This is a genomic window from Methanosarcina sediminis (assembly GCF_052056915.1).
GTDB lineage: Archaea > Halobacteriota > Methanosarcinia > Methanosarcinales > Methanosarcinaceae > MTP4.
In genome coordinates this window covers 4099762-4121026 of the sequence record NZ_CP195119.1, presented here as the reverse complement: position 1 = coordinate 4121026, position 21265 = coordinate 4099762, and the positions used below count along the sequence as shown (strand labels likewise).

The following is a 21265-nucleotide window of genomic DNA, read 5'->3' as shown; positions in this document are numbered from 1 at the left end:
TGATCATTTCATTTTATCAAACCTGCAACCCTCCCTAAAAACCCTACCTCCTCCCCCTCCTTCTCAATAACCGCCACATACACCGAATCCCCCGAATCAATGAACTTTCTAACCCTCCACCCGCTCCCCTTCAATATCTCTTTCATTTCGCCCTTTGACACATACAAATAATCAAACCACGGAGTCACGTAACCCCCATACCTAACCCGGAGCCTCAACTGCCCCGGCATCCTCCCCCTCTTTTTGTTGGACTCCAGGTATTGCAGGTAAGAAGGATCAATCGAGTTATACGGATCGGTGCTCTCGACAATGATCCTTGCGTTATCCTCCGTAATTTTATGGAACTTTTCAAGCAGCAGCTTTGCCCTTTCGAAGCTTCCGAAAAGCCCGAAGTTGTTTCCCAGCATGAGAATGGTCCCGAATTTTCCGGGTCCGGAATCTACTTTTGGATCAATCGCGGAACCGACCTCAGTTATGGACATGACTTTCGCTTTTTTAAGGCCCCTCAGTTTGCAGACCTCAACCCCCAGGGGAGATGTATCTATGCCAAGGACATCGAAACCTTTTTCCTGAAGGTAGAGGGCATGCCTTCCGGCTCCGCAGCCTATGTCCAGCACCCGGCCTCGCACGTAGTCCATTGCTTTTTGCTGCTGGGAAGGCCAGTCTTCATATTCGGAAAGGTACACAGCCGGGCTTTCGGATACGCAGGAGTGGCCGTATTCGCATTCTACGAGTTCAGAGCCGCATTTTCCTCGGAAGCAGTCGTAGATTTCGTGGCCGTATACGTCCTGGTCATCGTTCAGAATCCGGTCATCGTTTAGAAACTGGTCGTCGTCCTCAGGCTGGTCGTCTTCCACTGTCCGACTATCGTTCGGAACCTGGTCATCGTGCACAACTTCGTTCCCCAAAAAGTTCCCTGAATAACGATAAGAAGACAAGGGTGAAAAAGGTAATGACAGCCGTGGTGATTTATCCGATATTTTACTATTAAGGGCTTCTAAAGGCATAGCGATAAACTGAAAAAGATTCAAAAAGAGGAATGAAAACCTGTAAAATAGGATTTGAATCTCAGGATCTTTCCCTCATCTTTCTCTCGTCTTTCTTGATATAGCCGTCTTAAACCGTAATCATGTCTATCAGTATAGGGGACTCGCTGTCTTGATATACGTGTATAAAAACCGTGCTCCAGCGGTGCAGGCTTACGTGTACTTCTTCCTCTACGGTTCCGTTATCCAGCGTAATCCTGAATGTATACTCTTTCATCTCAATGGAGTTTCGGAGGGAAAACGGCTTTTCTTCCGAGACCTTTTCATTTGGGCCAGGGGTGTATGTCTCTTTGAGTATGGATCTGTTATTCGAATCCAGTATTTCGACAGTTACTTTATGGCTGCCGGAGTCATGGTTCACAACCTCAAAAAAGTGGGGCAAAGCCGGCCCACCGAGCAGAAATATCAATACGTAATAACCCACAATTGCAGCCAGGGGCACCATTGCTACAAGGATGAGTATTTTCTTAAGATCTCGCATTTGCATCCCCTCTTCTGGAGAATAACTTCACAACATGCCCCAAATATTTAATATTTGTAGTTGAACAAAGGGATATGTGCCTTTTATGGCCAAACCATCAAACTGTCAGAAAGAAACGGTTAATTCACTGTGCGCAGCAAGGACCTTTTAGAAAACACAGCTCCTGCACAATAGTTAAAAAATAATAATGATCTCTATTGACAATTATATGGCATCAAAAAGATTATATAAAAGAGAGTTCAATGGAAATTGTGTTTGAAAATATTATGGAAGTTATGGGAGAGGGAGTGGGGGATATATTGCTAAATTTTTTGGGCATAGGAGTGGTATTTTTCATACTGGCTGCTCTGGCCGTTTTTGTGTTTATTCTTCCATTTATCTGGAGAAAATTTTTATTTGGCGAATAAACCCCAGCAGCAACCCCAGGATTTCCAGCTACCGTTATAACTTATTTATTATATAAATTCAGAGCGGCGCCGTTTACTGTCGATTCACGAACAACCGAAAAAAATGCGCGTAAACTGTAGAGCAAGGTATGAAACGTTTTTTGGGGAATAGATTAATTCTCAGTACTCGAAATATCCGCATGTACCCTATTAACATCAACTTCTTTTACGGCATTTACTGTTCTCTTATAATTCGAACTTATGATTAACCACCCACTGCTAACATTGCAACTCCTCACATCGCTGCATTGAATTTTGTTACCATCGACGAGTTCCAACTCCACACTTAAATGCAGTTCACCTTCGGTATCGAGTTCCTCGATCATGCTGTTTATGATTCCAACTATTACCGACATTTCCAACCCCCCTCAAAAATAACATTAGCCTTACTGAACAGGCACTGATTTTTTGAAATCAAGCCAGCTTCAAGCCAACAAAAAGATGAAAAAAGAGCAGCCCCCCTGCCCCATATCAGAAAGGAAAGCTCCCCTGCTTCCTTTTTACTTCCTGATTACTTTTTTACTTCCTTATTCTTTTTAATTTCCTGATTACTTTCTGATTACTTCCTGTTCTTTTCAGCATTCTTCAGCTTCTCTCCGGTGCTGCTGAGACTCATCAGCCTGCTCTCGACCGGCCCCTGTGGAAGATCAGCGCCAATGGAAAAGGACACGACTTTCTCTCCGGAAAGTGTCCTTCCCGGGATGTCGGGTTTAATTTCAAACCCTTTCCCGGCTGGAAAATCGAGCCCTTCAGGTTTTGCTTCCATGGGCATGCCTGTCCCGAGCCCGAGCCCCTGACCGGAAAAAAGCCTTGGTCTGGTATCGGAGCTGAGTCTGGGCTGGCCGGAAGGGGAAAGCCCTAAATCCCTGTCCTGGGAAAGCCGTCTGTTCAGGTCGGGAAATACGCCGTCAAACTGGTCAAGGGCGGGTTTGGAAAAAGCTGCGGTTTCGTAATTAGGAGTCACGTTTAATGCCTTATTCTCCCCCACTGCGGCCTGCCTGGAATGTTCGGATGAATGTGAAGATGAATTTGAGTCCTCGGATTTACTGCCTGTCATACCAGTATGAATTGTCTCAAAGGTATATCAATTATACGAGGGGTTCGTGTATAATGTACCAGGGTCTTGCGAGCCAGAATAATTTTCTCCGGGTCCACAAAGGATATTTGAAAGAGCTTCCCGGAGGGAAAGGCCCAATAACGAGAAAAATAAAGTGAATTCTTTGTAAAATGTGATGGAGTAAAAATAGAATGATCAAAAAGATTACAAAGTTTATTACGCCAGTTGTCATTTCAACTATTATTACAACTATTATTTTACTGGGATATTTTTATCTTGCACACGGTTTCCCTGTTGTCCACGAACTGGAAAGCGAGAATATCGCATCTGTGCAAATTATACAGGGAAACGAAACCATTACTCTCACTGATGATGAAGATATTGAGCAAGCTGTCAATGCTGTAAAAGTATTAAGTTTTCGATTTGGAGAAGCCAGTGGCGGACCTGCAGATACGACATGCAAATTTAATCTTAGAGATGGTTCAAATATAGAAATAGGAGCAAACAATGATACCATTTTTAAGAATCACAAGCAATATGTTGGTGTCAATGATTCATGTCGACTTTTCGGAAACTTAATGCAAGCCATTTTCTTCCCGGAAACACTGCAGGATGGGAAACTGTATAATTGACGAATGAGCTCATTCCAAGACCTGACTTAACCGCATTACAGTACTTTTAATCTTTAATTAAATGATAAAAGGCTGTGGTGTTCATTGAGTGGTACGATAACAAGTTCAGAGCCTGGAATTGATGCTCGAAAGTTTTCGTCTGTTTTGCTCATATATTTCCTTGCCTTCAATGAACATTGCTATTAATTCGTCGGAGATCTCGGGGTTTTCATCATATTCAAAGAACCTCTCTGCATCTTCCCCTTCAAGAACAAGCCCGAGTTCAATAGGTTTTGCCATTTGTGAATACCTTCTTTTTGTATGATTCAACTATCTGTGTTAGTGTCATATATATTCTGCTAATAGATCCCTGTCTTGATGAGGATATGAGAAGCCTGGAATAATCAATACCCTTTTCAAACATTTTGAAAATATGTTCAAACATTTCAAACATAATGTTTGAACTTTTGTAACAGATAAGATTCATTTTACAAATTCTATTTACAAATTATGAAGATGATATGAATTAAGAGAAATAAAAAATAAGAGGAAATTTTGGGTTTCTTCAATTTCCACCCTCAATCTGTCTTCACTTTCCCTTTTCACTTTCCCTTTTCACTTTTCACCCTTATTTTCGTCCTCAAGCGTCTCGTTTATCTTCTCTTCACAGAACTCTTTGCCTTTCCTTGCAGTCTCATTCCCGGGGCTGAGTTTCAGCGCCCTTGCATAGCACTTGAAGGCTTCTTTATATTCCCCGATCTCGCAGAGAAGTTCGCCTCCTCTGAAGAGGGAGTTCAGGTGGTCGGGGTCGCTTTCCAGGGAGTGTTTGTAGGCTTCCAGGGCTTTTTCTTTATCCCCGAGTTCCAGGAAAACGTTGCCTTTCCAGTACCAGGTCTCGGCGTTGTCGGGACGCATGAGGGGAGCCTTGTTCCGGGAAAAGAAGCTGAACCGGGGGAGTTTGCATGCCCAGTCCGAAGCCTTTTTTGGCTCCATTGTCAGGGCTTCGTCAAAAGTCTCAAGGGCTTTTTCCGGAAGACCCATCCTGAAATAGACAACCCCTTTGTTGGTCACGATTTTGGGGGATTCGGGGTCCAGGGAAAGGGCTTTATCAAAGGCTTCGAGTGCCTCCTCGTTTCGGCCGAGAGCCGAGAGCACAAAACCCCGGTTGGACCACTCGGTTGGGCTGTCGGGGTTTAGTTCCAGGGTTTTATCAACGACTTCCAGGGCTTCTTCGTAGTTTCCGAGTTTGAAAAGAGCCATCCCGCAGCAGGACTCTGCTTCAAAGACCTTTCCCAGGAAGGTGTTTCCGCTCTCCTCTTTGCCATTTTCGAAAAGGAGGTCTGCCATTTCTTTCCAGGTCTCAGCAGCTTCCCCGTATGCCTGCAGGGCTTCTTCATATTTGCCCATCTCAAAAAAGACCCTGCCTTTGCCGGTGCTCTCCTCTGCGCCTTTTTCAAGGATTTTGAGCGTTTTTGCCATTTTTGCCATTTTTTTGCCTCATATCCGCGAATATCGGAATTGCCGGTATTGCCATATTACCGGAATTATCGAAATTGCCAGAATTACAGATATAATCCAGATAAATATCAGGAGTTTTATAATATATAATGTTCTGAGATTTAATAAGGTTCATTGATCCTGACTTGAATTTCCAGTCCTGATTCTAAAAAATATAAAGTATAAAGTACAAAATAAAACTCGTTTTCAGGCCCTGCAGAAATCCAGTCGTATTGCTTGAAATATTGCTTGAAAAAGCCCCGGTTTTTATGACAGGGTTTAACGCTGGTCCCGGTTCCGGGAATTTTCTTTTCTGGTATCGATATCAGGGGCTCTCACCGCCCGCTTTGCGGGCAGCCTCTCCCGAAATTGCTGAAAAAAGAACTTGCAAACTAAATTGCCATTACTGGTTTTTACTTTTCTTCAACTCACTTGACGTCAATATTCTGCCTTTACATTCAATGTCCCAAATTCCTTCATTAATCTCAAGTGAGAGTTTAACCACGGAAAGCCCGGAAAATACGGAATAAAAGAAATGGGGCACAATCCTTCTGTGCTTTCGGTGTCTTCCGTGGTTTTAAATAAGTGTAAATATTTACTTCAGGGACTGCAAATCTAATTTCTGCCTTTAAACCTAATCTCCATACATCCAAAATAATTTTCATTTTTTGGAGACTTCTACATAGCCCATTTTCCGAACTTATTTAACCCGCTATCCCCGATACAATACGAGGTTTACATGATGAATGAGGCAAAAATTCTTGGAGTAAGCGGAAGCCCCCGGAAAGGCGGGAATACCGAGATCTTGCTCGACAACTTTTTGAAAGGAGCGGAATCGGCAGGAGCCGAAACGAAAAAAATCCTGTTAAGGGAATATTCGATCGAGTCCTGCATCGGCTGCGAAGGGTGCCGGAAAGCCGGGACCTGCATCCGGTTCCACGACGGAATGGAACTCCTTTATCCCGAAATAGAGGAAGCTAAAGGGCTTATCCTCGGTTCCCCGACCTACAACTACAACGTAACCGCCCCGATGAAAGCCTTCATCGACCGGCTCTACCCCTACTACAATTTCACTGACGAGCGCCCGGGACCCTACTCGAGCAAGCTTGGAGACCAGGGACGAAAAGCCCTTGTCTTTACAGTCTGTGAGCAGGAGAAACTTGAAGAAATGGGCTTTACCCTTGAAGCCCTCGGAATGCCTCTTGAAGCCCTGGGTTATGAGGTGGTAGAAAAATTCCTGGCTACAAGGTGCTTTGCGAAAGGTGCGGTTTCAAAGAATGAAGGATTGCTCGAAAAGGCGTTTGAGAGCGGGAAAAAGATGGCAGAGGCTCTCCGGTGAGCCTGAGGAGTGAGGCTAAGCCGGTGAAGCGAAGAAACTTTCAAAAAAAGATTGATGATTGATTTTTGAGTTCAATCAATTCAGAAACCCTTGATGCATCCCTAAATGGAGAAGATTTTCTGAAATTTATGGCAGGAAAGGAACAATTTCTGCGTATTCAAGGATTTATTCAGGGAAAAGCCGGCCGCCTTCGGCGCCCGGTGAGAGCATGGGGTTCGATTTGCAGTAGATGAAAAAAACCCGGCCCTGAAACCACTTCTCATTTTTGACATTTCGGTTATTTTTCACTTATTTATCTGCAAAATTCATTTTCTTCCACAAAATTCATTTTCTCCCGCAAAACTCATTCCGTGCTTCCACCAGAGCCTTCAGGTTTTTAAGCGGGGTTTCCGGCGCAAGCCCGCAGCCAGGAGCAAGCACATCAACACCTGCCTGCAGAACTTCGAATGCCTCCCTTTTAACGGCTTCCGGCTTTCCGGCAAAGAGGGTCCTGGAAGTTGAGACGTTTCCGATGACGGCAGCCCCGCACTCGTGGGCTGTGTGCACGGCGCTTTTCAGGTCCTTTATGCTCTCCTCAAGACTCAGCCCGTCATACCCGCACTCTGCCATGTCCGCAATTATCGGGTCGGTGGCGCCGCAGATGTGAAGGACGCTTTTGCCCCCCAGGGCTTTCGGGATCCTTGCCATGCCCGGTTTTATCAGGCTCCTGAAGGCATCCGGGGAAATCATAACCGGAGAGGAGACGGCATCGGCTATGACGACCACATCCGCTCCTCTTTTCAGGCACTCCCTGCCGTACACAATGCAGGCGTCGGTGCAGAGGTCCACCAGCCTGGTTACGAGGTGGGGGCTTTTGATTGTCCACTTCAGGAAATTCGAAATCCCGCAAAGGGAAGTCGCAAGGTCCCCCGGGCCTTCCATCCCCACGATGAGCGGGAGCTTCGGGCCTGCTTTTTCCCTGAGAATTTCCGTGGCTTCCAGGACGGCGGGTATCCTGCCCTTTTCCAGGAGGGCTTCGGGAGGTTCGGAGAGTTCGGGGATTTTGGGGATTACAGGAGGACGGCCTATAATTCCTTTTGTCACTGCCGGAGGCCTGGCTTTCGTGCCGGGGTCGATGCTGCAGCCCAGGGCTTCTGCGAGCACAACCACGTCAAAGGGATACCTGAGGGTTTCAAAAGAAGCATTTGCGTACTGGGAAAACGCCAGCATTGCCATCTTTTCGGGATTGCTGTCAGCTTCGGGACGGGCTGCCCCGCTAAGGTCCATCAGTTCGAGGACGGGGGTGGTTGTGAAACTGCCTACCGGAGGGGTTGCAGGAGTTTTGCCTGAGAGGACGTTGAGAATTTCTTTCCTGAAGTTTGGTTTATCCATAAAAACTGCCCCGAAGTAATCTATAGCTGAGAGGTATTTTGGCGGAAGAGGTTTTTAGCTGAGAGATATTTTGGCGGAAGAGGTATTTTTAGCTGGAAAGTTATTTTCAGCTGAAGCTATTAGCTGTTATCGGTAATCGTTGAACAATAGATGAAAATAACAGATATTAAGAAAGATGCAAAAAGATGTTAAAAACATTAAGCAAAAAAATAGAGAAGGAAAGAGAAGAGAAATTTACTCCTCTCCGATCCATTCGTTGACTTTTTCGGGGTTGTTTTCGACCCACTTTGAGGCAGCCTCTTCAGGAGCCATGCCGTCTTCAATGTCAGTCATCACGGACTGAATGTCTTCATGGGTCCAGACAAACCTTTCAAGGATGCCGTAGAGGTTTGGCATGTCTTCTGCAAGACCCAGTCTTGCGAGGGTCTCAACGTGGTCGGCTTCTCCGTAGAGGCCCTGGGGGTCGTCAAGGTATTTAAGCTCCCAGCGGTTGAAGGCCCAGTGGGGAGACCAGAGGGTTACAACGATGGGTTCCTCGTCGTCCACGGCTTTCTTCAGGGCAGCGGTCATGCCTGCACTGCTGCTCGATACCAGGTTGTAGTCGAGTCCGTATTCCGTGATTGCATCCTCAGTGACCTGCATGATGCCCGATCCGGGGTCGATTCCGACGATTTCGCCGCCGAACTGGTCCTTGTTGGCATTGAGTTCCTCGATGGAGTCAATTTCCACATATGCGGGCACAACAAGTCCGATCCTGCAGCCTTCCAGGTTCACCTGGACGGAGTCGATATCTTCTCCGTAGCTGTCCCAGTAGTTAGCCTGGGTCTGGGGGAGCCATGCGGATGTTGTGAAGTCGAAATCTCCGGCAGCTACACCCTGGTAAAGGGGTCCTGCGTCCACTGCAATGATCTCAACATCGGTATACCCGGCCTGCTGGAGGACCTGCTGGATTACGTTGGTACTGGCAATTTCCCCATCCCATAGGACGTACCCGATCTTCACGGGCTGATCAAATTCAGAAACTTCAGCAGTTCCTGCAGCACCTTCCTCAGCGCCGTCTTCAACTTCTCCTCCGTTGTCAGCACAGCCTGCTCCGAAAATGAAGAGGCCGAGGACAAGCCCGACTATGAAAATTAATTTAAGTTTTTTCATATTATTTGTCTTTATATCATTCAATATAACACAACCACTTGTAATTCAACAACTTAATTTAACAACTTAATTTAACGACTTAATTTAACAACTTAATTTAACAACTTAATTTAACGACTTAATTTAACAACTTAATTTAACAACTAAATAGGATAACTATTTTTCTGCAAACATTTTTAAATTTCAAGCAACATATTTAATTAAGTTGAAATGGGACTTAATTTTGGAAGGATGTCCAAAAAACACATCGACAAAGATGCATGCAATTTTACACATTTTTTAAAAAATAAAAAAATGTAAAAAGCATTTCTACAATTTTTTACAACAATTATTTTTTACAACAATTATTTTTTACAGCAATTACCTGGGGCTCAGGTGCTGGGTAAGCCTGTCCAGGACAACCGCAATAATAACGATCCCGAGGCCTGCTTCGAAGCCGAGACCGATGTCCACCCTCTGGATGCCGAAAAGCACCTGGTAACCAAGGCCCCTTGCCCCGATCATTGCCGCTATTACCACCATGGAAAGCGCGAGCATGATACACTGGTTGACCCCCGCCATGATAGTCGGGAGGGCTACCGGCAGTTCTACTTTTATGAGTTTCTGCCAGCCTGTGGACCCGAAGGCATCGGCGACTTCCACAAGCTCTTTCGGGACCTGTCGGACCCCCAGGTTCGTGAGCCTGATTGCCGGAGGCATGGCAAAGACAACGGTTGCGATCATGCCAGGTACGTTTCCGAGCCCGAAAAAGATCAGGGCAGGGATAAGGTAGACGAAAGAGGGCATTGTCTGCATCAGGTCAAGCACCGGCCTTACGGTATGGTGGAGGACCTCACTTTTTGCGGAAAGAATGCCCACCGGGATTCCAATAACGAGAGCCAGCATGGCCGACGAGAGAACAAGAGCAAGGGTCTCCATGGAAAGGGCCCAGAGCCCCATGTTCTGGATCAGCAGAAAGCCTGCAGCCGTCCCGACAGCAAGCTTGGTATTCCGTTTCCCCGCAAAATACGCAAAGAGAGAGAGGGCGAGAATGAAGATTTCGGGAGGCAGGAAAAGCAGGACGTCTTTCAACGCCGAAATCAGGAAATCCAGCTGGTCGCTTACCAGGTCCAGCACAACCCCGAAGTGGTCCTCGATCCAGTCCACCGCAAACTCAACGGTGTCACCTATAGGAAGCTTGGGGATTAACATGCGTTCACCTCCAGGTCCTTATCGAGACTTCCGGGTCCCTTATTATCAAGCTCCCTGTTATCGAGCTCTTTATTCACTTCGATACCAGGAGGAGCTTTTCCCTTTAATTCACCCTCGTGTTCGTCCGAGACAGGGTTTTTTGAAGCATTGCCGCTCTCAAGCGTACTTTCCTCGGAAGCCCGTTCAGGGGACTCCATTTCAGCTGTGCTTTTTGCGTCAACTCCGAGATCCTCGGCTTCAAGGTCTGAGGTATCCTCGGACATTGCCAGGGCTCCGAGCACGGTTCCCCGAACAATGATTCCTTTAAGTTTCCCATTTTCATTGACCACGGGAAGAGGGTATTCGCTGTCCGCAATAAGGGGGATGATCTCATTCAGGGGCATTTCCGGGGGTACGGAGGGGACTTCCCTGATCATGAGCTCGAAACTCTTTTTGGATTTCAGGGCCTGCACGGCATCGTCTATCATGAGGATACCTTTCAAAATCCTGTTTTTCCCTTCAACCACAAAGATCGAGGAAATCCCATGCTCCTTCATCAGCTGCACGGCAACCCTGGGCCCGGAACTTACGGCTACGAGGGGTTCGGGTCTCCACATCACGGCTTCGGCAGTGAGGACTTTTGAACGGTCCACACCGGCAACGAACTTCGAGACGTAGGAGTCTGCAGGGTTGGTCAGGATCTCTTCCGGGGTGCCGATCTGGACAACTTCCCCGTCTTTCATGAGCGCGATTCGGTCTCCCAGTTTAAGGGCCTCGTCAAGGTCGTGGGACACGAAAATGATGGTCTTTTGCATCGCGTCTTCCAGGGAGAGCAGTTCGTCCTGCATCTCGGACCTGATGAGGGGGTCAAGAGCGCTGAACGCCTCGTCCATGAGCAGGATATCCGGGTCGTTTGCAAGAGCCCGGGCAAGCCCGACCCTCTGTTTCATTCCCCCACTGAGCTGGGTGATTTTGCTCTGCTCGTACCCTTTAAGCCCAACGGTTTCGATTGAAACCTCAGCTTTTTCGTAACGCTCTTCTTTTGGAACTCCCTGGATTTCCAGGCCGTAAGCCACGTTATCGAGTACGGTCCTGTGCGGGAGCAGAGCAAAGTTCTGGAACACCATGCCAAGTTTGCTCCTGCGGATCTTCCTCAGGGCTTCCGCATCCATGGACGCGATGTCCTGCCCATCAATGAAGATACTCCCGGCCGTAGGGTCAATAAGGCGGTTTATACAGCGCAAAAGAGTGGACTTCCCCGAACCCGAAAGTCCCATAATAACAAACGTTTCTCCTTCATAAACTTCGAAACTGACATTGTTAAGTCCGATAGTCTGTTTCGTTTTTTCAAAAATCTCGTGTTTGGAGTAACCTTTATTAAGAAGAGAAATTACTTTCTGAGGGCTTTTACCAAAAATCTTTGAAATGTTTCGTATCTCTAGTTTTACTTTCCTATCCACAATAATACCTCGGGAAAACCACCATGGTGGCTCCTTTGGGAAATCTGAGTCAGAATTCGGAATAATTGAATCAGAAAATCGTTACATTAATTAGTATAAATGTTTGGACTATATTATATATAGCTACTGGCACAAATTATATATATTTATTCCCATTTGAGATAAAATATCTAAAATATGGGGTCAACTGATTCGAATTTACAGAAGAAATAGGCTTTCCACCCCGGGATAAAACTTTTGAGGATGACAGAATAATTTTTGAAAGAAACGAGCTTCATGGCAGAGCCCAAAATGTAAGCAAACCCGGATTACAGATCCGTTTTTAATCGTCCGTTACTTTCCACAGCTGCTTTGATAACATGCCATAAACAGTAAAATAACTAACCTGTGGTATGCGCAATAACCTGCGAGACACAACAACAGGCCATAATATAATATAATGCCCTATTATGCCGGACAATACCGGCAGTAGATAATAGGAATTAGCTATCCAGCATCAGCTTATGACCAGTGCGGACCTTACAGGCTCTTCACAGTATTATAATACTATCAGGGCTACATGCAGGGTTACGGCAGGCAAACGAGATTATGTATCAATTATGAAAGAGCGGGAGGATAGGGAGGTCAGCCTGGAGGAAACACGGGACTCCTATCATTATAGTATATATATATTAAAAGGCATATGAAAACCAGAAAGAGTTCAGAATCATCGTAACACTTATAGGTCACCTATGACATTTATGCGCAGGTTCAGATGATGAAGGCAGTACTAGGTTTAGAAGACGGAACAGTTATTAAAGGCACGGGTTTCGGTGCCGAAGGAACAGCGTGTGGCGAACTTGTTTTTACAACTCAATTCACCGGATATGAAGAGGCTCTGACAGACCCTTCCTACAAGGGACAGCTCCTTATGTTCACCAGTCCTTTGATCGGGAACTACGGGGTCAGTGGAGAGCGTTTCCAGTCCGACAAAATTCATGCGGAGGGGCTTGTGGTGCGGGAGGCCTGCAGAAACCCCTACCATTACAAATCTACCCGTTCCATTCACAGATTTTTAGAAGACGAGGGAAAAGCCGGGATCGAAGGCGTGGACACCCGGGCCCTTACCATCAAGACCAGGGACCGTGGGACCCTCAGGGCTGCCCTGATCACGGGGAGTGACGACGGGGAGGAAGCCGTGGAAATGGCAAGGAATTTCCCCCAGATCTCGGACCAGGAACTGATTTCCCTGGTTACCTGCAAGGAACCCTACTCCATCCCGGCGGCAAAGGGAGCCTGGAAAGGAAACGGGGACCCTAAAAAGGCGGTGGTAATCGACCTCGGGATCAAGAGGAATATCCTGAACAACCTTAGCAAGAGAGGGATTGACCTGACGGTTGTCCCGGCAACGGCAACCCCAAAGGAAATCGAAGCTTACGAGCCCGACCTCCTTTTTGTCTCCAACGGGCCGGGAGACCCCGAACTTGCAACTGACGCAATCAACGCGGTCAAACACTTTGCGGGCACGGTCCCTGTCTGCGGGATCTGCTTCGGACACCAGATCATTTCCCTGGCCATGGGAGCCAGGACCTACAAGCTCAAATTCGGGCACAGGGGAGGAAACCAGCCCGTAAAGGACCTGGTGGAAAATAAGGTATTTATCACTTCCCAGAACCACGGGTTTGCGGTGGACGCCGATTCCCTGGACGGAACAGGGCTCTACGTAAAATACCTGAACGCAAACGACAGGACCGTGGAAGGCGTGTCCCACAAAGACCTGGACGTTTTCAGCGTGCAGTTCCATCCGGAAGCCCATGCGGGACCCATGGATACGGAGGAGGTCTTCTTCGGGAAGGTCGTAAAAGTTCTCGGAGGTGAGGTTTGATGCCAAAACGCAGTGACATTAAGAAAATTCTCCTTATAGGCTCCGGCCCGATCACTATCGGGCAGGCCGCAGAATTCGACTTTTCGGGCAGCCAGGCCTGCAGGTCCCTGAAAGAAGAAGGGTACGAAGTCGTCCTGGTTAACTCAAACCCTGCAACAATCATGACCGACCCCGAAATGGCGGACGCGGTCTATATCGAGCCCCTGGACGCAAAAGTCGTTGCCAGGATTATCGAAAAGGAAAGGCCTGACGGGATCATTGCCGGAATCGGAGGGCAGACCGGGCTGAACATTACCAGTGAGCTTGCCGAGATGGGCGTCCTTGAAAAGTTCGGGGTAGAGACCCTTGGGACCCCGGTGGAAGCCATCACGAACACGGAAGACAGGGAGCTTTTCAAGGAGACCATGCTCAGGATCGGAGAGAAAGTCCCCCTGAGCAGGGCGGTCTCTTCCCTGAAGGAAACCGAAGAAGTGGTCAAGGAACTCGGGCTTCCCCTGATCATCCGCCCGGCTTACACCCTGGGAGGAGCAGGCGGCGGGATTGCCCGTACAAGGGAAGAACTGCTGGAGATTACGGAAAGGGGCCTGAGGAGGAGCCGCATCAACCAGGTCCTGATCGAGGAAAGCGTGCTCGGCTGGGCAGAGGTCGAGTACGAGGTCATGAGGGACGCAAACGATACCTGTATCGTGATCTGTAACATGGAAAACTTCGACCCCATGGGCGTGCACACCGGAGAATCCGCGGTTGTGGCACCGTCCCAGACCCTGACCGACGAAGAGCACCAGATGCTCAGGACAGCATCAATCAAGATCATCCGCGCCCTTAAGATCGAGGGAGGCTGCAACATCCAGTATGCCCTGAAGGAAGGGGACTACCGCATTGTGGAAGTCAACCCCAGGGTTTCAAGGTCTTCGGCTCTCGCTTCAAAAGCAACCGGCTACCCTATTGCAAGGGTGACTGCAAAGATCGCTGTCGGGATGACCCTGGACGAGATCGTAAACAGCGTCACAAAAAATACCCCTGCCTCTTTTGAACCGGCCCTGGACTATGTGATTACGAAGATCCCCAGGTGGCCCTTTGATAAGTTCACAACCGCGGACAAGACCCTGACCACGGCTATGAAGAGTACCGGAGAGGTCATGGCAATCGGCAGGACGGTTGAAGAGTCCCTCTTGAAGGCCTTCAAGTCCCTTGACATTGACAGCCAGCTCGGGATAAAAGAATGGGACGAGCACGAGATCACGACGCTGCTCAAGACCCCTACCAGCGAGCGTCTCTTTGTTATCTACAACGCCCTTGAGAAAGGCTATTCTATAAAGGAGATCTGCGACCTTTCGGGGATCAACCCCTTCTTCATCTCAAAAATAAAGAAAATCGTGGACAAGGAAAAGCGCATCCGCACAGAAGGCCTCACTCCGGAGCTTCTCCGCGAAGCAAAGAAGATGGGCTTTCCGGACTCACGCCTCTCGGAACTGACAGGAAAGGCCATGGAGGAAATCAGCGACCTCAGGCACGAGGCAGGAATCGTTGCAACCTTCAAGATGGTGGATACCTGCGCTGCCGAGTTTGCGGCTGCAACTCCTTATTATTACTCTACATACGAAGACGTCTGCGAAACCGACCCCACGGACAGGAAAAAGGTCCTTATCCTGGGCGCCGGACCCATCAGGATCGGACAGGGAATCGAGTTTGACTACTGTACCGTGCACGCGGTAACGGCGCTTCGGGAAGAGGGAATCGAGACCCACATCATCAACAACAACCCGGAGACCGTTTCAACGGACTTCGACACCTCGGACAAGCTCTTCTTCGAGCCCCTGACCCTGGAATACGTGATGAACGTAATCGAGAGGGAAAGGCCTTACGGGGTCCTAGTGCAGTTCGGAGGGCAGACCTCGGTGAACCTGGCAATCCCCCTGAAAAAGGAACTGGACAGGAGGACGGACCTTGACACCATTATTATGGGGACAGACCCTGACGACATGGACCTTGCCGAGGACAGGGAAAAGTTCCACCTGATGATGGAAGAACTCGGGATCGAACAGCCCGACGGCGGGTATGCGACTTCCGAAGCCGAAGCAATCGAGGTTGCAAAAAGCATCGGATTCCCGGTACTGGTCCGCCCCTCCTACGTGCTTGGCGGTAGGGCAATGGAGATCGTCTACGACGAAACCGATCTCGAACGCTACATGAAAGAGGCAGTAAGGGTTTCTCCCGAACACCCGATCCTTATCGACGACTTCCTGGAAGGCGCCTGCGAAATCGATGTCGATGCCGTCTGCGACCAGCAGGAAGTGCTGATAGGCGCAATCATGGAACACATCGAGGAAGCCGGAGTGCACTCCGGAGACTCCGCCTGTGTAATCCCCCCGCAGTCACTTTCGGAAGAGACCCTGGAAACGGTCAGGGAGTACACAAGAAAGATCGGGCTTGCCCTGAAGGTGAAGGGTTTGATCAACATCCAGATGGCGGAAAAGGACGGGAAAGTCTTCGTGCTCGAAGCAAACCCGCGTTCCAGCCGTACCATTCCCTTCGTCTCAAAAGCCGTTGGAATTCCCCTTGCCAAGATCGCAGCCAAAGTCATTGCCGGCCACAGCCTGAAGGACCTTGGCTACACCGACGAACCCGACGTCAAGCACGTCTCGGTAAAGGAAGTCCTCCTGCCCTTCGACAAGCTCCCCGGAGCAGACCCGGTGCTCGGTCCCGAAATGAAGAGTACGGGCGAAGTCATGGGCGTTGACTACGATTTTGGAAGGGCTTACTTCAAAGCCGAGATCGCTGCCGAAAACCTCCTCCCTCTGACAGGGAAGGTCTTCCTCTCCATCCGGAAGGCGGACAAGCCCAAACTCGTGGAAATCGCCCGGAAACTGGAGGCAGCAGGCCTTGAGCTCATGGGCACCAGCGGGACGGTCAACTACCTTGCAGACCACGGGATCTTCCTGGACACGGTCAAAAAGGTACACGACGGAAGCCCGAACGTAATCGACATGATGCGCCGGGACGAAGTCTCCCTGATCATCAACACCCCGACGAGCAGGCAGTCCAGGCGGGACGGCTCAAGGATCAGGAGGGCAGCCGTGGACTTCAAGGTGCCCTACATCACCACGATCCAGGCAGCCAAAGCCGCAGCTGATGCCATCGAGGCAATGAAGACCGGGCAGCTTACCATCAAATCGATTAACGAGTACCACTCAGAGATCGAGTAAACGATCTGGTAAACCGGCCAGGATTGTTAAAGAAAAGAAGTGAATATTCCGGCATCCCGCCGGAAATTTTTTTCTATATCTAGCTCCATTAGTGATACCTGGCAATAGCTGTAAATATCTGTCTTTATAATTATCTGTCACAACCTTATATCAGCTGGCAGGACCCGAGTTACGTCTTAAGTACAGCTGAATACATCTGAAGTATATCCGGATGTATCAGAAGGACATTCGAATGCCTTTAAAGTACATCCGGATACATCTAAGGGGTATTCGAATGCCTTTAAAGTACATCCGGATACATCTGACAGGATCCGAATACATCGGAAGCGGATCGAAATTGCATCCGAATCATCAAAATTAAATCCGAATTAGATCGGAATTCTCAAGTTCACTTTTCATCGTGAATTTCCGCTGTTTGTGAAATTTGCGAAAAAAGGGGTAGTTAACATGGTAAAGAAAGTAGCATTAGCATATTCGGGAGGGCTTGACACCTCAGTGTGCATCCCCATCCTCAAGGAAAAGTACGGGTACGACGAAGTAGTCACGGTTGCAGTTGACGTGGGCCAGCCGGCAGAGGACATTAAGAAAGCCGACGAGAAAGCCGCCAAGATCAGCGACGCCCACTACACGATCGACGCAAAGGAAGAGTTCGTTCAGGACTACGTCTTTCCCCTGATCAAAGCCAACGGCGACTACGAAGGCTACGTGATGGGAACCTCCATTGCCCGCCCCCTGATCGCCAAGAAAGTGGTCGAGGCAGCAAAGAAGGAAGGCGCCGTCGCCCTGGCTCACGGCTGTACCGGAAAAGGCAACGACCAGCTCCGCTTCGAAGCCATCTTCCGCCAGACCGACATGGCAGTAATCGCCCCGATGCGCGAGATGAACCTGACCCGCGAATGGGAAATCAACTACGCCAAGGAACACGGCATCCCCGTCGAAGCCACCAAAGCCAAGCCCTGGAGCGTTGACGAAAACCTCTGGAGCCGCAGCATCGAAGGCGGCCTCCTCGAAGACCCCGCAAACGTCCCTCCCGAAGACATCTTCGAATGGACCCAGTCTCCTGAAAAAGCCCCCACAGAGCCAATCGTCCTCGACATCGGCTTCGAAGCCGGAGTCCCCGTCTCCCTCGACGGCAAAGAGATGTCCGGCTACGACCTCATCATGATGGTAAACGAGATTGCCGGCACCCACGGCGTAGGCAGGACCGACATGATCGAAGACCGCGTCCTCGGCTTAAAAGCCCGCGAAAACTACGAACACCCCGCAGCCACCGTCCTCCTCGCCGCCCACGCCGACCTCGAAAAACTCGTCCTCACCCGCGGCGAACTCAAGTTCAAGAAAATGGTGGACGACCAGTGGTCCGAACTCGCCTACTACGGCTTAGTGGACGACCCGCTCTATGCCGATCTGAATGCGTTTATCGACAAGTCCCAGGAAAAGGTAACCGGAACGGTTAAGGTAAAGCTCTACAAGGGCAGTTTGACGATCCTGGCTCGCAGCTCTCCGAATGCGCTGTACTCTGAGGAACTGGTTTCGTTTGATAGTCAGACGATTGACCAGAAGGATGCCGAAGGGTTTGCGAAGTATCACGGGTTCCAGGCAAGGTTGTTTAAGAAGTTTGTAGATAAGGAATAAAAGGTTTTTTTTGCCTGTCCTTTTAGAGGGACAGGCCCCCTCTTTTTTATTGAGTTCATCCCAAAAACAATTTTAGCCGCAAATCAATAAAGCTTCAAAACTATTTTCCGTGATCACAAACTCAACTGATCATTCAGAATACTGGATTCAAAGAAGCAACTTTGAGTTCTGGGATCAGCTCAATATTACTTGTGCACATCAAAAATTGCTATTTCACACGATCCGGAACTACCCGGGTCGATATGGACCTGATAAGTACCCTTTTCTTTTACGGTAAACATCGGCTCATAAGGATAATAAACCGTGGATGTATCCAGAGGATCTGTCCCGAAGCTTTCATCAAAAGGAACGTAAGAACCTTTGCTTATTGTAACATCGATACTAACAGGGCCACCAATAAGCCCACCGTCGATTAAAAACTTATATGTCACACCAGGGGTCAGGTTGACCTCAAAAACAGACTCGCCTGATACAGAAGCTCCAAAAACATATTCATCACCAAGACTTAAATAAAAACCATAGCCAAAAACTAGTATTGCTGCCAACATTGTTAAAACTATAATAATTCTACCTTCCTGTTCTTCATCCAATACTCTGTACCCCACAGAAGATGGATTCATTGTGAGCAACTAAATTCCCTTACTCATTTATAAGTTCAAGAATATCTTAAATCTTCCGTATATAGTCTACGTAATCTATAATTGGATATATTTAACTAGATTTAGTCTAAGTCGGGATTATTCTCAAGATATCTATATACTACTAAGAAACTATCCTGAAATCAATTCTATTTTCACATCATAAAAATTTAGAATAAATTTCATGATCATATGCCGATTTGAATGCATTTATCGACAAGTCCCAGGAAAAGGTAACCGGGACGGTCAAGGTAAAGCTCTACAAGGGCAGTTTGACGATCCTGGCTCGCAGCTCTCCGAATGCGCTGTACTCTGAGGAACTGGTTTCGTTTGATAGTCAGACTATCGATCAGAAGGATGCCGAAGAGTTTGCGAAGTATCACGGGTTCCAGGCAAGGCTGTTTAAGAAGTTCGTGGGTAAAGAGTGAAAGGAGGAAAGGTGCTTATGGCACCTTTTTCATTTTAAAGGCTTATTTCTTTTTGATGAATTGGAACACTACATAGTGTCAGAAAATTTGAGAGAATAAAGAGATTCAATACGTTGAAAAAATAGTTCAATATCTCCAATTAAGCTAAAACATAGGATATTATTTTCAAATTTTATTCCTTTAAATCAAAATCTTTTTCTAACTCAAGCAATTTTATTTCAACTATTGCATGGGAAAACTCAAATTTAACCGAAGGTTCCAGATTCATTTTTAATTCTAGGCCCTTTCCCGTGATGAAACGTATACAGGGAGAGACAAGGAGTAAAATTGGAATTAAAACAAAAAATACATACAATGTAGAATCAATATTTTTAAAAATTCCTGGATCTATAAAAGGATAGATTACCAATACTAAAATTAAAGAAAAAAGAACTAAAAATAACACTCTTTTCGACCAAGTTTTTACAGGTGAATATAACCACCACTTCCACCAAATTGGTCTAATTTGATAGTTCCATATATAATCGATTAATTCATTGGCAGAATTTTGTATTTCAGTGCATGGTTTAAGCTCCACACATTTTTCAAGTTTTTCCATTGCGGTAAAAACATCATCACATTTATAATAAAATCCACCTAAAAAATAGAGTATATATGCCTGTATTTTTTTATACTTCTTCTTTTCCTCATATTCATTCATTTCTTGGGATCTTCTTATCATTTTTATGTAATATCTCAGGTTTCTCCAAGGATAAAGCCTGTAGATCCTTGCAAATATCCCTCCAACAAAGAATTTGATTTTCTCCCCATAAGTCTCCTGACATTTAATAGAAAAACACATGTTTGCTTTTTCTAGTCCCCTTATAATTGAAAGCATTTCTTGATTGTACATTTTTTCATAGTGTTTATAACAAAATTCAGCTCTTAAATATTGGGCATGAGCTTTCAGAAGGAGAAAGAGTGGATTCTCACGGTCAAGATTGGAAGCATGATCAAAATTATCAATAGCTTTCAAATAATTTTGCTGTTCTATTTGAATTTGACCCATGAGTTTAAACGCAAAAGCTTTTGTAGTCTTATTTACTTTATTCTTCACTTCGAGTACTTTAGTAACCTGTTCTAGTGCACCATTTATATCCTTCAAGTTAAAGAGAATTTCTCCACTGTTAGTATATGCGGCGTAATCTTCTTCTTTTAGAGAACTTGCTTCCCTATAAGCTTCCAAAGCATCATTAAATTTTCCATATTCAGAAAGTGTAAGGCCTTTGTTATACCACACATTAGCGTATTTAGGGCAAATATCTATGGCCTTATTATAAGCTTTTAATGAATCATTATATCTGCGGAGATTTGAAAGTGCAACACCTTTGTTATTCCATAAATAAATATTTCCAGGGTTAATTTTTAAAGCCGTATTGTAAGCTGCTAAAGCTTCACCATAATTATTAAGATCGTAGAAAATATTTCCTTTTATTTTCCAAGCTTCTTCACAAGAAGGATATATTTTTAAAACTTCTTCTAAGGAACATATTGCATCTTCATATTTTTGCATATTACGGTATGTAAATCCTTTTTTAATTTTTAAATCAACAGGTATTGAATATTTCTTAACTGAACTTTCAAAAACAGACCTACTTCTTTCATATTTAAAACATTCATCTAAGATGAGTTCCCGTACATCATATTTACATTCAGTGAACTCACACAATTTAATAGCAGTATCAAAAGAACTTATTGCGTCTTCATAGAGATTAAGTTTTGAAAGCGCTAATCCTTTATAATACCAGGCATCGATTAAAGAACGATCGAGATTTATCAAATTTTCAAAACATTTAATAGATATTTGAAAACACTTTTTAGCTTC

18 protein-coding genes and 1 pseudogene are annotated in these 21265 nt (G+C 46.7%); 7 read left to right on the top strand and 12 right to left on the bottom strand.

The genetic code is table 11. From position 1 onward, the window contains the following. Positions 1-8 precede the first annotated feature (8 nt). On the bottom strand, positions 9-908 hold the full coding sequence (locus ACSAZK_RS18010) for a class I SAM-dependent methyltransferase (RefSeq protein ID WP_440955384.1): 900 nt from the start codon (positions 906-908) through the stop codon (positions 9-11). A 208-nt stretch (positions 909-1116) separates the two neighbouring features. Further along, positions 1117-1527: a hypothetical protein gene (locus tag ACSAZK_RS18005; RefSeq protein ID WP_440955383.1), complete on the bottom strand. Its 411-nt coding sequence runs from the start codon at positions 1525-1527 to the stop codon at positions 1117-1119. Positions 1528-1724: 197 nt separating this feature from the next. Here ACSAZK_RS18005 and ACSAZK_RS18000 point away from each other — a divergent pair, with 197 nt between their 5' ends. Continuing rightward, positions 1725-1934 (top strand): hypothetical protein, encoded by a 210-nt coding sequence (locus ACSAZK_RS18000; protein WP_440955382.1) that lies wholly within the window; start codon positions 1725-1727, stop codon positions 1932-1934. A gap of 152 nt (positions 1935-2086) precedes the next feature. On the opposite strand, the gene ACSAZK_RS17995 is transcribed toward ACSAZK_RS18000, so the two are convergent. Together ACSAZK_RS17995 and ACSAZK_RS17990 are read right to left on the bottom strand one after the other, a co-directional pair. Next, a complete protein-coding gene (locus tag ACSAZK_RS17995) occupies positions 2087-2329 on the bottom strand; it encodes a hypothetical protein (protein ID WP_440955381.1) in 243 nt (80 codons plus the stop codon). A 203-nt stretch (positions 2330-2532) separates the two neighbouring features. Then, positions 2533-3030 (bottom strand): hypothetical protein, encoded by a 498-nt coding sequence (locus ACSAZK_RS17990; protein WP_440955380.1) that lies wholly within the window; start codon positions 3028-3030, stop codon positions 2533-2535. 191 nt (positions 3031-3221) lie between these two features. Between ACSAZK_RS17990 and ACSAZK_RS17985 the strand changes: the two genes are divergently transcribed. Next, positions 3222-3662 (top strand): hypothetical protein, encoded by a 441-nt coding sequence (locus ACSAZK_RS17985; RefSeq protein WP_440955379.1) that lies wholly within the window; start codon positions 3222-3224, stop codon positions 3660-3662. A gap of 105 nt (positions 3663-3767) precedes the next feature. On the opposite strand, the gene ACSAZK_RS17980 is transcribed toward ACSAZK_RS17985, so the two are convergent. After that, entirely contained in the window at positions 3768-3941 is a 174-nt protein-coding gene (locus ACSAZK_RS17980) for a hypothetical protein (RefSeq protein ID WP_440955378.1), read from the bottom strand. A 315-nt stretch (positions 3942-4256) separates the two neighbouring features. Next, positions 4257-5129 (bottom strand): tetratricopeptide repeat protein, encoded by an 873-nt coding sequence (locus ACSAZK_RS17975; RefSeq protein ID WP_440955377.1) that lies wholly within the window; start codon positions 5127-5129, stop codon positions 4257-4259. Positions 5130-5877: 748 nt separating this feature from the next. Between ACSAZK_RS17975 and ACSAZK_RS17970 the strand changes: the two genes are divergently transcribed. Then, on the top strand, positions 5878-6477 hold the full coding sequence (locus ACSAZK_RS17970) for a flavodoxin family protein (protein ID WP_440955376.1): 600 nt from the start codon (positions 5878-5880) through the stop codon (positions 6475-6477). Between the two features lie 324 nt (positions 6478-6801). Here ACSAZK_RS17970 and mtaA read toward each other — a convergent pair whose 3' ends face one another. The 4 genes from mtaA to ACSAZK_RS17950 all read right to left on the bottom strand — a co-directional run bounded on the left by mtaA (position 6802) and on the right by ACSAZK_RS17950 (position 11630). Then, positions 6802-7848 (bottom strand): methylcobamide:CoM methyltransferase MtaA, encoded by a 1047-nt coding sequence (gene mtaA, locus ACSAZK_RS17965; RefSeq protein WP_440955375.1) that lies wholly within the window; start codon positions 7846-7848, stop codon positions 6802-6804. 234 nt (positions 7849-8082) lie between these two features. Then, the gene (locus ACSAZK_RS17960) at positions 8083-9000 is read right to left on the bottom strand and encodes a glycine betaine ABC transporter substrate-binding protein (protein ID WP_440955374.1); all 918 of its coding nucleotides are present in this window, start codon (positions 8998-9000) and stop codon (positions 8083-8085) included. A gap of 360 nt (positions 9001-9360) precedes the next feature. Beyond that, complete coding sequence (locus ACSAZK_RS17955; protein WP_440955373.1) at positions 9361-10191, bottom strand: ABC transporter permease; 831 nt, start codon at positions 10189-10191, stop codon at positions 9361-9363. Further along, entirely contained in the window at positions 10185-11630 is a 1446-nt protein-coding gene (locus ACSAZK_RS17950) for a quaternary amine ABC transporter ATP-binding protein (protein ID WP_440955372.1), read from the bottom strand. The genes ACSAZK_RS17955 and ACSAZK_RS17950 overlap by 7 nt, the downstream gene beginning before the upstream one ends. Before the next feature lie 757 nt (positions 11631-12387). On the opposite strand from ACSAZK_RS17950, the gene carA reads away from it, so the two are divergent. The 3 genes from carA to ACSAZK_RS17935 all read left to right on the top strand — a co-directional run bounded on the left by carA (position 12388) and on the right by ACSAZK_RS17935 (position 18335). Beyond that, positions 12388-13494, top strand: coding sequence for a glutamine-hydrolyzing carbamoyl-phosphate synthase small subunit (carA, locus tag ACSAZK_RS17945; protein ID WP_440957063.1), 1107 nt, complete (start codon positions 12388-12390; stop codon positions 13492-13494). Next, positions 13494-16700, top strand: a complete 3207-nt coding sequence (carB, locus tag ACSAZK_RS17940) for a carbamoyl-phosphate synthase large subunit (protein ID WP_440955371.1) — start codon at positions 13494-13496, stop codon at positions 16698-16700. The genes carA and carB overlap by 1 nt, the downstream gene beginning before the upstream one ends. 447 nt (positions 16701-17147) lie before the next feature. Continuing rightward, on the top strand, positions 17148-18335 hold the full coding sequence (locus tag ACSAZK_RS17935) for an argininosuccinate synthase (protein WP_440955370.1): 1188 nt from the start codon (positions 17148-17150) through the stop codon (positions 18333-18335). A 185-nt stretch (positions 18336-18520) separates the two neighbouring features. Here ACSAZK_RS17935 and ACSAZK_RS17930 read toward each other — a convergent pair whose 3' ends face one another. Then, entirely contained in the window at positions 18521-18925 is a 405-nt protein-coding gene (locus ACSAZK_RS17930) for a hypothetical protein (RefSeq protein WP_440955369.1), read from the bottom strand. 239 nt (positions 18926-19164) lie between these two features. Here ACSAZK_RS17930 and ACSAZK_RS17925 point away from each other — a divergent pair. Beyond that, a pseudogene (locus ACSAZK_RS17925) lies at positions 19165-19401 on the top strand (argininosuccinate synthase); the annotation flags it as partial. Between the two features lie 172 nt (positions 19402-19573). Here the strand turns inward: ACSAZK_RS17925 and ACSAZK_RS17920 are convergent. After that, entirely contained in the window at positions 19574-21220 is a 1647-nt protein-coding gene (locus ACSAZK_RS17920; protein ID WP_440955368.1) for a tetratricopeptide repeat protein, read from the bottom strand. Positions 21221-21265 lie beyond the last annotated feature (45 nt).

Excerpts from the sequence above, each read along its gene's own strand:
- ACSAZK_RS18005 (WP_440955383.1), bottom strand. The coding sequence starts at position 1,527 with ATGCGAGATCTTAAGAAAATACTCATCCTTGTAGCAATGGTGCCCCTG.
- ACSAZK_RS17995 (WP_440955381.1), bottom strand. The coding sequence starts at position 2,329 with ATGTCGGTAATAGTTGGAATCATAAACAGCATGATCGAGGAACTCGAT.
- ACSAZK_RS17990 (WP_440955380.1), bottom strand. The coding sequence starts at position 3,030 with ATGACAGGCAGTAAATCCGAGGACTCAAATTCATCTTCACATTCATCC.
- ACSAZK_RS17985 (WP_440955379.1), top strand. The coding sequence starts at position 3,222 with ATGATCAAAAAGATTACAAAGTTTATTACGCCAGTTGTCATTTCAACT.
- ACSAZK_RS17980 (WP_440955378.1), bottom strand. The coding sequence starts at position 3,941 with ATGGCAAAACCTATTGAACTCGGGCTTGTTCTTGAAGGGGAAGATGCA.
- ACSAZK_RS17975 (WP_440955377.1), bottom strand. The coding sequence starts at position 5,129 with ATGGCAAAAATGGCAAAAACGCTCAAAATCCTTGAAAAAGGCGCAGAG.
- ACSAZK_RS17970 (WP_440955376.1), top strand. The coding sequence starts at position 5,878 with ATGATGAATGAGGCAAAAATTCTTGGAGTAAGCGGAAGCCCCCGGAAA.
- mtaA (WP_440955375.1), bottom strand. The coding sequence starts at position 7,848 with ATGGATAAACCAAACTTCAGGAAAGAAATTCTCAACGTCCTCTCAGGC.
- ACSAZK_RS17960 (WP_440955374.1), bottom strand. The coding sequence starts at position 9,000 with ATGAAAAAACTTAAATTAATTTTCATAGTCGGGCTTGTCCTCGGCCTC.
- ACSAZK_RS17955 (WP_440955373.1), bottom strand. The coding sequence starts at position 10,191 with ATGTTAATCCCCAAGCTTCCTATAGGTGACACCGTTGAGTTTGCGGTG.
- carA (WP_440957063.1), top strand. The coding sequence starts at position 12,388 with ATGAAGGCAGTACTAGGTTTAGAAGACGGAACAGTTATTAAAGGCACG.
- carB (WP_440955371.1), top strand. The coding sequence starts at position 13,494 with ATGCCAAAACGCAGTGACATTAAGAAAATTCTCCTTATAGGCTCCGGC.
- ACSAZK_RS17935 (WP_440955370.1), top strand. The coding sequence starts at position 17,148 with ATGGTAAAGAAAGTAGCATTAGCATATTCGGGAGGGCTTGACACCTCA.